Origin of the sequence: Pseudobutyrivibrio sp. ACV-2 (assembly GCF_900107545.1) — a bacterium.
In the GTDB taxonomy this organism is placed as follows: domain Bacteria; phylum Bacillota; class Clostridia; order Lachnospirales; family Lachnospiraceae; genus Pseudobutyrivibrio.
This window is the reverse complement of record NZ_FNQZ01000001.1, coordinates 1-15,473: the sequence shown is the minus strand read 5'-3', so window position 1 is coordinate 15,473 and position 15,473 is coordinate 1. Positions and strand designations below refer to the sequence as shown.

Genomic DNA, 15,473 nt, shown 5'->3' with positions numbered 1-15,473 from the left:
TATTGAACTCCAATTAATTATTAAGCTTCAACCTCAAGTAATCCATATGAAAGCAACTCAAATAAAATATCAGCCTTCTCCTTAGCCTCTTCCAGTTTTGCCATATGATATTCAAAGTCATCTACTGCACGTTTGATTTTTCCTTCTTGAAGCATTCTTCTAGTAGCATTACTACTCTTATGTAACGACTCCTCAAGACTAGCCATACGAGCATTATGGCTAGTTTTCAAACTACTTTCCTTGTAAAGAATCATCTCGCGTGTCTTACTTTTATGTTCTTCTAACGCCTCTTCCCATATTTGATGATGCACTGTTTCTACAGCTTCCCAATCATGTTCTGTCATATTTACATCTATAGAAGCCTGCCTGCTTGTCTTTAGTAAATCAAAAATCACCTTATTCAATTCATCGTTAGCAGATATAGGCTTCATTTGAATATCTTCTCTATCTCCTGAAAGCTTCCACTGGAAAATAGCAAATGGGTATACTCCAGGTGCCACTTCATTCGTCTTAGCTTTCAGTGTAGAAACAACTTTACCCTTGCTCTGAAGATAGTCTGCAGCCTGTTTAACCAGTGGATGAGTAATATTTATAAACATCACTCTCGGATTCTCTTTACTACAGTTGTTATCAAATGTTATTTGAATATGCTGCTCTCCTGATTTTAGCCACTTTTCCCAGGAACGAGTCATCTCACTACGTTTGAACTTTTCATTCTTAAAATCATCTAGTAAAAGCTGTCTTGCCTCTTTAGATAATCTGAGTGTCTTCAGCTCCTTATCACCTAAAAAATAATCTTTATCCTCTCCAGTTCTATTCTTTAAATAAACACTAACAAGGTTTTGAATATTCTCAGCTGATAACCAATAATTAGTAGCATCTTTTACCTCTTCATCAAAAGCATTCTGAGGCATGTTGATACCAAATAAATCTCTCTGCTTCTCTTCAAGTTCCTCTTGCTCTTTTAGGTATCTGACTTTGTTATCAGTAAGCTGCTGAAGCTTTGCCCTACGTTCCTCATCTGTAAGTTCAAAATCTTCTGCTATGCGTTTAATCTCACTTGTTAAATCGCCAAGGATATCCTCGCAATCACCTACTGAACTATGGAAAACACCGATTCTCATAAGGCACCTGTCATAAATGTCTGCATCAACAGTTCCTGGAGTAATCAAATTATAGATTGACACACTCTCGCTTGTCTGACCATTTCTATCGATACGACCAATACGCTGTTCAACCCTCATTGGATTCCATGGCAAATCATAATTAATCATGCAATCACAGAATTGATAATCCAAACCTTCGCAACCAACTTCTGAAAAAAGTAATACATCAATTGCTGATGGATTATCCGATGGTGTCTGCTGAGGATTAAATCTTTCACGGAGGCTACGTCTCTCCTCATCTGGAACATCACCATGAATTAGACCTACTCTATATCCTCTTGAAATCAGCTTTTTATAAATATAGTTAAGCGTATGCTTAAAGCTACTAAATATCATGACCTTAGGCTTATCGGAAGCCAGCTTTGCATCTACAATTTTAAGCATATCCTCTAGTTTGGGATCATCCTCTGGAAGCCTCTCCGCTAATTCAATAATGTCCTTAATCTTTTCAATAATAGTCTTAGCATCTTTCTCTTTATCCATAGAGATGCCATAGTCTTCGCCATCATCAACGAGCTCATAAACGTGCTTGTACAAAATATCATTAAGCATAGGAACAAGACCAAACAAGCAGCTTGCTGTCTGGCGCCTTATTGTAGTCATCATGAATTTAGTATTGTCGGTACAATAAATCGCTGAAAAAATCTGATGAATAATATCCAAAATACCATCATGCAATTGCTTCTGAGCAGGTGTAAATTCAATAGATCTTGTAAATGGCTTACGTACTGTAAACTCACCAATATCCCTACGCCTAGTTCTACTGATAATATTTGAGAATGTATGAGAATTTTCTATATCTGTGATAAGCTGGACTCTATCTTCTGCAGATATCCCGTCTGATTGCAGTGTCTGAATAATTCTTTTGATAATTGGATTTCCTGTGAAAACTTTCTGCCCCCAACTAGTAACACAAGCATTTTTTATAGCCTCAAGTGCTGTTTCTTGCCAACCATCCTTCATAGCGCGAATAGCAATAGCTGCTGCATTAATATATTGATTAGGCTCAGCCATGTCATGGAATGTATTTCTATCAATAATTAATTCTGGACGCAATAAATTAAGCAGCACAAACAAATCATCCTGCTCTAACTGCACAGGTGTAGCTGTAAGGAATACTACTGCTTCCGCGCAATCAACAAAATATTCAACTGCCTTATAACCAAATGTGGCGGTATTTCTGATATGATGAGCCTCATCAACAATTACTAAATCAAATTTAGGTGGATCTACTTCAGTTAATCCTAATCTAGCACGGCTACCATTGTTTGAACCGTTAATATTTGAATCATCAAAAAGAGAATATGGAATTATGCATTTCTTGTACTTATCAGGCCAATCACCTTCCATGTCCATTTCTTTGATGCAGTATCTAAATGTTTCACCATCTAAAGCTGTAAATTCCTCGTCAAAACGTTTCATTTCACTTTCCCACTTGCGCTCCGCAACTAGTGGACGAGGGCAAATTATCAAAACAGACTCCAGATTCATTCGGGCCTGCATCTCTCTTAAAATAAGACCTGCTTCAATTGTCTTACCTACACCAACACCATCTGCAATTAGAATACGTGGTCTGTCAGAACGTATAAACTTAAGAACTGGCCTAAACTGATGTGGAATGTAATCTATTTTAGCTGCATTCAACGAATACAATGATGACAACGATGGATTTCTAATCAATGATGCTGTTAGTCCAGCATTGAATCTCTCAACATCTACCTGCTCTAACTGATTAGATAAATCTTTTTTATCCTCTAACTGAGATTCATAGTAAATCTGCGGACCACTAGCTGTAAAAACCTGGTAACGTGTTTCTGGCGTGCCCTCAATAACTTGCATTATAGCACCTTCTACACTTTTATCAGATTTAAGAACTATGAGTTGACCTTGTAAATACTTAGCCATTTGTTATACCCCTCACGAATATAATCTTATAATAATTCAGCTTAACATAATAAAGTGAAAGTATTATGGCTAAATAATACTTTCACTTTTACTTTTACATTTCTTTAACTGGTAGTAATTGAATTTGTAGCTGATTTATTGCCACTGCAAGACTTTTCACTACTCGAAATCTATAATTGAACCTACACTAAGGAAGGATTGTAATCGGCTTTGCCGATGGGAATCAATGACAAGCTTCTGTACGGTTACTCCCACTTTTTCCATACATCTGGCTGATAGCCAAGTGTAGACTGCTTTCCATTTCTTACAACTGGTGTCTTGATAATCTGCTGAGACTCAAGAAGCTTCTCCAGTTTGTCTTCATCCGCAATATACTGAAATAAGGCAACAGCATCCTGGTCCTTCGCATTTACGTTAACCATATTTGCGATACCACCATTAACAGAAGCAACTGATGTTAGTTCCCCCTTGCTCATGCCTTTTTCTTTCATATCGATAAACTGATATTTGATGCCACGCTCCTTGAAAAAGCGTTCAGCTTTCTTTGTATCGTTGCACTTTTTCGTGCCAAAAATTTGTATATTCATAAAACCTCCGTGCGCTGATTTGATTTTGAGCCACCTCCGCTAGCTTGAAAGTGATCCACTTATATTTCACTACAAATAGTGATTATTTAATATAGTTAGTATCTGCCTATGTCGCAAATAATTACATCTAATAAGCAGACAACAAATAGGATTACAAACCATTTGATTAATTTAGTGATAACATATGAACTTCCAGAAGACCTTCTTCCATATCCACCTGACAATCCATCCTTCTTAATAAACTGGTCATATGTTTAACACTCTGCAAGAAAGGCGCTTACGTACTATCTCAAATCCGCCCGTAGGAACGCATAGCTTCTCATCTCTCGGTGGCTGACAAGCCTGATACACTTCTTCCAAATCGAACCACTCTACACTGTCCAGTTCTTCATCTTGGATGGTAAGATCATCGATTCTTACCTCTTCGTCATAGACATAGACAAATGCTATTTCATTGTCCTTGAATGGCTTTCCATGGAATTCCTTTTCATACTGAATTGAAAATGTTCCTGCAAAATGCAAATCATCAAGATCCGCCTGGATACTAAGCTCCTCAGACAATTCTCTGACTGCGGATTCCAATGGCTCGTCTCCAGCCTGAATGTGCCCAGCTGATGAAGTGTCATATCTGCCTGGAAAAGAATCCTTATTCATAGCTCTCTTCTGCAGCAGAACCTCTGTCTTATCTTCCTTTTCACGAACCACCCATATGTGAGCTGTTCTATGTCTAATACCCTCAGCGTGCGCCTGTAATCTGGTCACTGTTTCGCCTGTAGGCTGCCCGTTTTCATCTACGATATCAAAAATTTCTTCTGCCATGTTGCTCCCTTTTATTCTCATTCTTTTGCAAGAATCTTAAGTCCTGCAATTCCAACTACAATAAGAATAACACATATGACCTGTGGAACCGACAGTTTTTCATGAAAAAGAACTACGCCAAGCAGCGTCGTTCCAAGGATTCCCATTCCCGTCCACATAGCATAGGCGGTACCCAACGGCAACTGTCTCAGTGCAATTGCCAAAAATACTGCACTGGCTATGTAGCCCACTCCCGTAACAATCGATGGAATCAATACCGTAAATCCGTTTGACATTTTCATTGCCACAGCCCAGGTGATTTCCAACGCTCCGGCAATCAATAGATAACTCCACTTCATATAAAAACCTCCACATAATAAAATACGCCATTCCTCCACCTGCTAAGACCTAACGGTAAAGGAATGACGTGAATCCCACTACTCGGTAGCAATGGACGCCTGTTTGTTTAATTGATGTGATGATAACGCATACTACTAGGCAGAGTCAATAATCATGCATTCATGAATATGTTTACCATAAGTCATCGTCATCATCGAACATTCGCTAGCGTTCCTCCTCATCCAAAACGTACATCAACATATCATAAGCCGCTTGTTTCTTTGCCTGCTTCTTTGAGGAAGACTCTGCATCAAAGTAATATTCAACCTCTTCAATATGACATTCCACATGCCAAATGGGATTACCATTCTCATCGTGGTGTTCTTCAGCTGTATATTCTGGCAAGGAAAAATAGCCCCTTCGCGCAAGTGTTTCAAGCTGATTAATTGCCATATTCAGTGATGGCTCATCAATTTCATCCTGAATGGTATAAAGCATATTATTTTCATCTAAATAATCATAGATTGCTTTCGCAGCTTCTTCATGAGCTTTTACTTTAGATGTTCCATGTCCAACAGCTTTTTTTACGCCATCCACAGTAACGTAACAAGTATGTCTTTCATTTACTCCTGGAGAATGTGGATTTAATATTGCTGGATTAGGCGTATAATATCCATAGTTTACTTGAAATTCACGTTCAGGTAATTCTCCTGTTCTTCGAATACTCCAATCTTGAACTTCTTGAATATAATTGATTTCATCCTCAAAAATCAAAGTCTCTGGATTAAGCATAAGTTCAACTACATCCTGTAAAGCTTGTAAATCATAATTTGAATCAATAGCTACAGCACCAAGAATTGCCTCGAATAAGTCCTCCATTACAGAAGGCGAATTCTCAACGTGATTCTTTCGATCGCCCTCACCCATAATTAGGTAATCAGCTAATCCAAGGTCATCCATACAATTTGCAAGTGTATCCTTTTCAACAAGACGCTTCTTTATCTCAGTGAGCTTATTCTCTTGATATTCAGATGCAAACTCATGAAAGTCTCCGCTCGTTATAGAGCCAAATTCTTCTGAGAGAATTTTTACAACAATCAAATCTAAGACCTTATCTCCTATGAACTCAAGGACCTCGTTATTCTCTCCGCCCTTTTCCTTAGAATAAGACCTTCTAATAAATGCTTGCTGTAACAAGTCGCTGTTATGGAATTCATAACCAATGATTTTTTGGATAGCAGAAATATCGTTTCTATCCATAATAGACACCTCCTTTTGCTATAAGAAGGCATAATAATAGCCTGGCATTTTGATATCACAAAAAGACTTGCCAGACCTAATAAGATTAAATTAAATTCTTTGCTTCAAACTATTTACTAATGCCCACTTGCATAAACACTAATAAATAAACAGATACATTGTCTTCAATTTAAGCTTTTATACCTTACAACATCTACATATACAATTATAACTATTTTTTAGATTCGCACAACGAAAAAGTCGAAAACATCATCATTATTATGAAATTTTCTGAGCGAAGAGTAATTTTGTATATAAACTTATGACCAAATAATCACAAGCTTATATACTATTATCTCTCATTAACAATTAAAATCTTCTTACTGATTTTTTCTTATCTCTCGTTCAACTGACGCCGTAATAGTACTATGCGCAGCTTCCATAAAATCAATGCTTTCATCAATATGCTTTATTAACGGTCTCATATCAGCCGAAGATTTTTTTACTCCATTAATGTCTGTTGCTTCAACAACAACATAACCATTTCGTAAAGCATGACTTACATCTATTTCACTATGTAAACTTGAAATATGATTTAGTTCATTTTCAATCATTTCAGATTCTATATTTATTCCCTTCTTCGAATTTGTGTGATATATCACACTTTTAGTTGTTAAATTTGCAGCAGTAAACTCCTCTATAGTTTTTTCACGATTAGCTCGTATACTATCTAATAATTCTGAGTTTGGATTAGGAATTTGATATTTAATATTTAATTCCTGAACCGGTCTCTCAATTAAATAATCTTTTAATTGATCCAGCTCAAGTCCTTCTGTATATTGTGCTATTGAGAACTTATATGACAAACCATTATTTGTGCACGCACAATTTATAATTCCTTCAAATGCATTTAATACTTCTTTATATCCAAATCTTTGTGTACGCTGGTAAGCAATCATTTCTCTATAATACTCATAAAGAAATTCTACTCCTTCTGTATTTGGTATTTTTTTTGAATCTAAATCCTTTGTATTCTCATTATAATCTTTGTAATGAATATATGATTTTTTATATATATATCCTCTCACATAAGAATCATTTTTTTCCTTTATTGCTAATGAATACTCTATTTCTTCTGACTTAAATTCATCATCAACTTTTATAGGTTTCTCTGTTTTAAAAGATATCCCATCTACTAATGCAACTGACACCTGCTCTAAAATGTTTCTTAATGATATTTCATTATATATAACACCATTAATTTCTCCTGACACTAAGTTTACTTTTCCAAAATATAATGCGATTGCTGCCAACTAATCTTACCTCCCAGTTATATTAATCTGTATAAAAACGCCATAATAATACTTGTTAATATGTATGCTTCTCCAAGTACAACAGCAAATCTAGCCATTCTATATTTTGCTATACAACACAATTCATCATAAATACAATCCCATATCATTAGCGCATTTGCTGGTTCCTCACTATTATTTAAAACATAGCTTTCATAATCTTTTTTTCTTTTTTTCATCACTAAAAGAGATTTCCAATTAGGTAAATCATAAAAATCTTCCTTTATCGTTGGAATGAAAAACTCTATAGTATGACTTCCAACATTAAACTTTACCATAGAATTAGTCAATTCTTGATATGTAGACACTCCGTTATATAAAATATGATGCGATTTTCTTTTTATAAAAGACCAACGAATCCAATATTTCTCTGGCTCAAGTGATTTAGAAAAAATCATAAAATCAGATAAAAATCTATCATAAAGAGTATTTAAGCTCATAGAAAAAATAGCAACCACTGAAGAGCCAAACGTAGCAAAAATTGAACCAAGAGCTATGGTATCTGACAATTTTCTATTTTCATCAATGCAGTTATAGAAAACCAAGTATGTAGATACTATTGAACAATAGCCACAATGTAGAAAAAATGATACACTTTTATTCTGTGAATTTTTTCTTTATTCGTTGCCTCATATTTTTTTACGTTGCCAGGGATAATATCATAAAACCACTTCATAAAACCTCCTTAAAAAGCCTCCTGAAAGATGCCATGCGACCAGTACTTATTGTATTACTGTTGTAGTAATTCTTCAACGTATTTACAATACTATCTCTACCCCGCTTATAACAACACCGCGTCATAAGACTATTTTTTTCAATAAACTACGCTTTAACATCTGGATACAAATCCTTTAAATATGGCAATAACACATCACATATTTTTTTACTCCACTCAGCATGGAATTTTGCCATACGTATCCAATCAGTTTCATTTGTAATACTCACACCATTTAAGGCATATGATATAAAAGAAGCTTTTATATTTTCACCTCGATCCCAGTTAAGAGAAACACCTAATTCTTCTTCAATTTCAGATTTATGTTTCACAAGCAAATCAAAGGCCTGTTTATTCAAATCTCTATTTGATTTACCCATATAAAAATCTATACGCGCCAAGTCATAATTTGCTACGCAGCTCACATTGAATCCACTAATTCCAAACCACCCTGATAACCAATTATCCTTGCCAGGATGAACATTACTGAAAGAACCATTTACACCATGCTCTTTCTGAATATATGGCAATGCAAAACTCCAATAACGTCTTCTTAACTCAAATCTAGCAGCTTCACTCTTAACCGCTTTTTCCTCTGTTTCCTGATCTTTCAAAAAAAATACTAATTCTGACGCATCAACTCCATATAATTTAAAAACACGTCTAAGAACAGAAGCTTTTTGTTGAGTTGATAAACCAGTAAGTACATATATGCCTGCTGCAATTTCTGAATTACTATTGAACGCATTTTCATTTGTGGAAAAATATGTAGATAAGTCTACATTAACATCATTTTCATATGCTAATCTTGTCAATAACGATGCATCATCTGAATGAAGCATTTTCAGCACTTTAACATACATATCCGTCCAACTCTCTGCAGGCTGCTCAGCATTTTTAAATGAAAACTTAGCAAGAGTGCATCCAGTCAAATCAACATCATCATCGTCTAATGAAACAGATTCTAACTCCTTCTCAGCTGGCTTATAATTAGTGTACGGGTAAGACCATATTGATATGGCTTTCTCAACCATCCTATCACTACGTTCTTCGATTTCTTCTAATGTCCATTTATCCTTCTTGGCAATCTCTATATTCATTCTAATTCCGCTATTAGCAAAGCCATTTTCAGCGTCACGTTTTTCCAAAAAAGTATTATTTGAATATGTGCTGTTATAAGCAGTCAAAGTAAGATTTCCTAATCTATGCAGCCATTCTTCATGAACCAGCTTATAATCCTGTCCTAAAGCTTCTTCCCATGCCGGAGTCAGATGTTGAGGCATAATATGCTCAATCGTGTATTTCCCAGATTCAATTCTTTGATATACATCCTTAATCTCATCCGTTCCCCAGTTTTCATAGCGCTCAAATAGATAAGTCTTATAGCGTCCGCGCATTTTATATACTTGCTTTTCAGATAACGCCTGCCTAAATTCGGTATCAGTTGGGAAGCGTCCACTCTCTTTCTTCATGGATAAAACATACTTCATCCTCTCAACATATGAACTACCTTCCAGCTTTGAAATATCTCTATCTAATAGCAAGAAAATCTTATTCAACGCATTTGTAGCTACATCACATATATTTCTTCTAAAAAGGTAGTTCTCAACAACATTACTTATTGCACGAACATCCTGAATTGATAATTCATCATTTTTATAATGATCTAAAACAACTAAATAGAATGGCCTACAAACAACCGTTTCTAAATGATTTAATCTTGCAATACTTGCATCTACCACTTCATCTCCAAAATTGGCCTTTAATAATACAGAATAATTTTTAGAGTGATACAACAAATCCTGTAACAGCTCTTCTGTTTCAATACCCTTACCTTGAACATGAAGCTTGAAAACGGGATATACCTTATCTAACGAAGGTGTCTCCAGATTTTTCATGCTGAGATAATCACGAATAAACGCACTTACATCAGTGTTATTATCTCCTTTTGTGTTCAATTCAATTTTGACCCAATACTTTTTATAGAACTCTTCCTGTTTATCACGCTCAAGTCCCATCAAAATGAAATTACGAATCTTATCTCCTTCTGTCAGATCTACGCCAGTTGAATTAAGACTCTCAAATATTAATTGCGGATTATCTTCCGGGCTAACTGTTATATTTATAACCATCAATTTTTTAATTGCATCGAATAATTGATCAGCTGTTATTTCCTCTTTTTGAATCCGATCATAGAAATACTCATAATTTAATGTAATATCAGAATCATGAAGGTAATCTTCCGGTTCCTCTTCAAATAGCTTTGTAAATGCTTCAAGATCTTTATTTACAGCCTTTAACTTTATTCTTTTTTCTGTTGGCTCATATTTATCTACAAGATATTCATCAAGAACTCTGCTTTCAAGTTTGTCATCATCACTTTTAACTTTCCCATCTTTCAAAGCATTATGTATTGCAAGAAGCAAAAGCGAAATTGTTGTTAGTCTTTGTTGACCATCAATAACCAAGTATTCCTCGTAAGAACTATTGTAAACACTAACTATACTCCCAAAGAAATGCATCTTTCGCTTATTAGTTATTACACGAATCAAATCATCATACAGCTGCCTACAATTGTCCTTTTTCCATGAATAATTTCTCTGATAAACAGGAATAATAAATCGTTTATCTGACCCCTCCAAATATTGTACTAATCGAATTGCTTTTCCGTCCATCTTTTTACATTCTTTTTCTATAATTTTTGTTCTTATCCTTCATTGTTAACTAAAGGCATATGTTGCCTTATAATTTCATCAAACTGGTATGCTAACCACCCCAACGAAGCTTTTTTTATCAAATCTGTTTCTTCCAATTCATCTAACTGTTTTCTTATATCCAGAATCGTAGTCTTATCTATATCAAATGATTTTCTATGCACATCTCTAGGATACACTTCTCCTAATACTTTTCTGAAATCATTTATAACAATTGGTGTAGCACTATGAATAGCCTTAATCCATTGTTCTACCGGTGCCTTCTCAAAAACTGAAATATCCTGAACAAACCTTTCGTTAGTAGGATTAACATAAGTCTGCAGTTTGTTTACCCAATCATCTTCATTTAACAATTCTTGAATACTCTTTTGCTTCGCATCATTAGAACGACTAGTTATGGCCACATTTATATCATTAATGTGAACTGATACTCGTTCCTTAAATGCCTTATCATCTAAATACCACAATTCTGGATCAATTTTATCTACATTACCATTTGATTCAATATTTCTAAGCATGGAATTCTTTATATCATCCATGTATGCCTCAGCAAACCCCAAATCGATAAGTCTCTGAGTTCCCATAATTATCTTTGCGTATAAAGAAGTCGGATATCTTCCCTCACTTAGTCTTTGTACTAATCTATTTAAGGCTTTCTCGCACTCATCCTGAGTCTTAGTATAGTACTCATGATATACGATATTAAATGGATCGTCCGCATCTAAATGTGTAGCAAGCATCTCTTGTAAAACAAAAACATTATCTCTAAACGTCTTAAAATCATATCTTCCATTTTCTATATACTCTTTTATGAATGTCGATTTTTCTTCTTGCTCATCTTTAAGCCATTCTAATGATGCTTTTGGTGGCTTATAATTCGATTTATATATCACTACACTCACAAATGTATCAGATGAAATACGAAGTTGCAGTTTTGCCTTCAGTTCATCATCAATTCCATCGACTTTTTCTAATTCATCCAAAAGAAAAATAACCTTTGATATAAAAAATTGGAACGTTCTAAGATTACAATGTCTATAACTCTTCATAGAACTACAGAAATAATCAAGTTCAGTTTTTAAGATTTCCTTTGCTTCCATTGAACAAGAGGTATGCGCAATCATCTTAGGAATTATGCTATTCAAATCCGGGGTATACTCTAATGATTCACCAATTAATTTTTCCCTAACCCTTCTATATTGGCCATTGGCCTCTTTCTGTGGAAATAGTAATGATCTCCTTCGTTCCATCTCGTCGAATGTAAGCAAATTACTATTTCTTTTATTTAACTGATAAAAGAAACTATCTTCACCCTTTGGCCATTCGACCTCTTTACTCAATGACAATAGGTATTGCAATTCAAGATTATTATTCTCCGCGAAACCTGAAATTTCTTTCTCATTAGCTAAAAAAATCACTTTTGTATCTTCATGTTCAACTAATTCATTGAAAAAGCCAAAAACTTCATTAATAGGACACTCACAACGCTCTAAATCATCTATAAGAAAAATAAATGACCCCAAGTCTAACCATTCAGCCGCTATTTTATAAACAGCTGCTTCAGGTAAATACTTTTTCAGGATAATGTTTCCGATTTGTCTTGATGTGTTAACCGCATTTCCAACAACTGTGTCTGCCCTATCTTTCCAATGAAGCCTATCCCTAATTTTAGCCTGTGCATTTTCTGCAAAATTCCATGCAATGTTCTCTTGTACATCACTAATTGTTTTACAGCCATACAGTGAAATATATTTTATTGCCCTTTTTCTTCCACAATGCTCCTCTTGATTTTCTATAGCATCTGTAAGAGCATTCTTTGCAAAGTAAGTTTTACCACAGCCCCATTCCCCATCAATAAGAACCGCATAATTATATGTATCATCTTTTAGATATCTAAGAATTTCATCTACTATCTGTTTCTCCGTCATACCTCTCCCTCAAATAATTCTATTCGTTATTAAATAATAATTCCCTTCATGCGAAGCAATAATCCTATTGCTGATACAACAGTTTGAACCCCCACATCAGCAGCTTTATCTTTCCAGTTTATTTTCTCTCCTTTATCAAGAGAAACCGCTATTTCACAAGCTAATGCATTTGCCTGTTGTAGCAATTCTTTCTGCTCCTCGCTATTTATTGTATTCAAATCAAATATATTCTGTAATAACTGATTTATTCCTTCTAAAGAATTCTCAAGCATTTCATTTTTTTCTGAAAGTAATGCATTATTCTGTCTTAGCATTTCATTCATTTCCCTTAGAATCTGATTCGATTCTTGGGCGCTTTTTGAAAGATACTCAATATTATCGTGGTTCTCCTTTTCACGCCGTTCATATTTCTTGTCTGCTTCAATTTTAATACTATTCATTGCATCCATGGCATTATGTATTTCCGCAACCCGCCTTGCAGAATTAGCAAATACTCTATCTAATCCATTTAAATCCATAAAACTCCCTTCACAACATTACATCTATAAATCCCAACGAATTTTTGCATAATCAAAAGTAAACCAAGTAATTAGATAATCTTCTACCTCATCTATATACGACCTTAAATCACTGTAATACTCTGCAGCTGTTTTACCAGAAAAACAGCTTTCAACTAAACCATATAATGGAATGTCAGGTCTGTAATACTCTTCTTTAATACAAGGCTCCCCTTCATGAACTAAATTGTAATGCATCATACAATTTCTATATGAGGATGGGAATAAATTCCTTCCGTGCTCGACTAGTTTCGCTAAAAAATCTAAATCGATATCAAGTGATTTATCCTGTTCATAATGAGCTTTTATTATCCTCAACCCTGTCCATATATTATGAGAAATAACATATTCACAACGATATAACCACTGATTGTTATCATTAAAAAAAACTCTAAGCACATATTTACATATACCAAGTAACCCAAGAATATGAAGCATCAAAAGATTTAGCCCTTTTTGTCCATCATATACAAAAGGAGAATTATCATTATTTGAGTTATAATCAATATATCCTACACAGAAATTTCGATTTCCTTTAGGAATCCAAGTGTTAACTTTTGTATTCGAAAACATTAATATACGCTTAACAGATACACCAACTGCATTTCCAAGCTTATATACTTTCACACTTGCATCAGAATCCCCCATAGTCACAGTTTTCAAATGAAAATTGATTAACTGAGTATTGCCGATAACATGCCCATCATTATCAAAATATATTCCTAAATTATAATGAATATTCATCTGTCTAACGAAATCAAATCTGAGAAGACTCTTGAAATATTCATCTTGTTCTTCATCTGAAAGTAAGAACTCTCTTTCTAATGCGTTATACTTTCCGCAAAATATCTTGATTGAATTTCGTAAGTCTACAATCTGAGTATCGATTTCTGGAGAAACAACCTTTTTCCCATAAAACTCTTCTGCCTCTTTGCAATAAAGACCTGCGTAAGGCAACAACAACATTGACACTATTGTCCTATAAGGACTGTTAATCAGAACGGAAGATATCGTTTGTCCATCGCGAATTACCATCCGCTCCGCAGTCTTTTTTAATTTCCCACAATATTTATTACCCATCTCCTACCTTTCATAAATATCAATATTCCAGAAAATACCCTAATTAAAAGTATATCATTTCACCGATTTCGTTCAACGAAATCTAGTTATAATGGCAGCGTAAATTTTTTCTCGGAAATCACAGAAAAGACAATCCCTGTGTGTTTGTGATAAGAATTAGATTTGTGACTATCTTACTCTTTTTCTCTTTCAAAAGGAAGCCCTGCTACGAAGGCCTCTGATTTAGTGCTTGATGCGTACTTTTTTGTACAACAAATAATCCTTCGTTTGCTTGTTGATATTTTATCTGCTTTGAAATGGGTGTTCAAGGACAACGCCTTCGGTGCAAAGCATCCTTGACACCCATTTCAGAGCAGATACGCTGTAATCAAGCAAATGAAAGATTAACTCTGTGCGTAGCACTTTTATTCAAGGCAACACCGTTAGGTGTTGTTTCCTTTTAGATTTTTCCATTTAGATAAAACATAAGCTGTTTTGAATTTTGCAGTGACAACGTTGAATGTATTCTTTCAGAGTATTTTCCATACTCCATCATCATTTTACTTCTATTACCTTTTTCAGATGCAAGTATTGCTGAAGCACTAAGAACCACTTCTTCAGCACCGGCAGCCGCCTGCATTTCTTCTTTTTGGAACTTTGCCAGTTCAAGCATATCTCCGTTATTGTAATAATACTCTCTTAAATGAGCCATTTTACCTGCTCCAAGATTGCTCCATCCCATAGCCTGTGTACTCATCCTACTCGATAATACATGGTAAACATGTCCCTCAGCAGAGCAGGCTTTAACACTCTCACTTTTTCTCAATCTATATTTAGCGGCCGTCCAGTTAGATGATATATATTGAGCTGCTTTATCTATCTTTGCCTGTATCTTTTCTGAATCAGTACACCCCTTAAGTTTTTCTACTACTTCAAGAAAATCAGCTTTTTTCTTGCTTCTGATACAGTCATATATTTCTGCTATTGCATCATCCTGAGAATCTTTCATATGGCCTGTCATTTTCAAAACATATTTAGACAAGTGGAACTCATCAAGTACAAATGTGACATCAGCTAATCCTCTGTATCCACTTTTTATCCAGGCGCCTCCGTC

Annotated in this window: 12 protein-coding genes; all 12 read right to left on the bottom strand. The window is 34.9% G+C overall.

What is annotated here, in order from left to right; genetic code table 11:
* Nucleotides 1-20: 20 nt before the first annotated feature.
* Nucleotides 21-3,071: a DEAD/DEAH box helicase gene (locus BLV53_RS00060; RefSeq protein WP_090295356.1), complete on the bottom strand. Its 3,051-nt coding sequence runs from the start codon at nt 3,069-3,071 to the stop codon at nt 21-23.
* Between the two features lie 245 nt (nt 3,072-3,316).
* Nucleotides 3,317-3,658 carry an arsenate reductase family protein gene (locus BLV53_RS00055; protein WP_090295353.1) on the bottom strand — a complete coding sequence of 114 codons (342 nt, stop codon included), beginning with the start codon at nt 3,656-3,658 and terminating at the stop codon, nt 3,317-3,319.
* A gap of 246 nt (nt 3,659-3,904) precedes the next feature.
* Nucleotides 3,905-4,477 carry an NUDIX hydrolase gene (locus BLV53_RS00050; protein ID WP_090295351.1) on the bottom strand — a complete coding sequence of 191 codons (573 nt, stop codon included), beginning with the start codon at nt 4,475-4,477 and terminating at the stop codon, nt 3,905-3,907.
* Between the two features lie 17 nt (nt 4,478-4,494).
* Nucleotides 4,495-4,815 (bottom strand): DMT family transporter, encoded by a 321-nt coding sequence (locus BLV53_RS00045; RefSeq protein ID WP_090295348.1) that lies wholly within the window; start codon nt 4,813-4,815, stop codon nt 4,495-4,497.
* Nucleotides 4,816-5,020: 205 nt separating this feature from the next.
* Entirely contained in the window at nt 5,021-6,055 is a 1,035-nt protein-coding gene (locus BLV53_RS00040) for a ribonuclease III domain-containing protein (RefSeq protein ID WP_090295346.1), read from the bottom strand.
* 359 nt (nt 6,056-6,414) lie between these two features.
* Nucleotides 6,415-7,347 (bottom strand): DUF4747 family protein, encoded by a 933-nt coding sequence (locus BLV53_RS00035; protein ID WP_090295343.1) that lies wholly within the window; start codon nt 7,345-7,347, stop codon nt 6,415-6,417.
* A gap of 17 nt (nt 7,348-7,364) precedes the next feature.
* Nucleotides 7,365-7,895, bottom strand: coding sequence for a hypothetical protein (locus BLV53_RS00030; protein ID WP_090295341.1), 531 nt, complete (start codon nt 7,893-7,895; stop codon nt 7,365-7,367).
* Between the two features lie 313 nt (nt 7,896-8,208).
* Nucleotides 8,209-10,776 (bottom strand): DUF4268 domain-containing protein, encoded by a 2,568-nt coding sequence (locus tag BLV53_RS00025; protein WP_090295338.1) that lies wholly within the window; start codon nt 10,774-10,776, stop codon nt 8,209-8,211.
* 32 nt (nt 10,777-10,808) lie between these two features.
* Nucleotides 10,809-12,743 (bottom strand): P-loop NTPase fold protein, encoded by a 1,935-nt coding sequence (locus BLV53_RS00020; RefSeq protein ID WP_090295335.1) that lies wholly within the window; start codon nt 12,741-12,743, stop codon nt 10,809-10,811.
* A gap of 29 nt (nt 12,744-12,772) precedes the next feature.
* The gene (locus tag BLV53_RS00015; RefSeq protein ID WP_090295333.1) at nt 12,773-13,261 is read right to left on the bottom strand and encodes a hypothetical protein; all 489 of its coding nucleotides are present in this window, start codon (nt 13,259-13,261) and stop codon (nt 12,773-12,775) included.
* A gap of 24 nt (nt 13,262-13,285) precedes the next feature.
* Complete coding sequence (locus BLV53_RS00010; RefSeq protein ID WP_139298908.1) at nt 13,286-14,380, bottom strand: hypothetical protein; 1,095 nt, start codon at nt 14,378-14,380, stop codon at nt 13,286-13,288.
* Between the two features lie 439 nt (nt 14,381-14,819).
* Nucleotides 14,820-15,473 (bottom strand): UPF0236 family transposase-like protein (locus tag BLV53_RS00005; protein WP_170830712.1); only part of this gene is annotated, 654 nt, incomplete at its 5' end.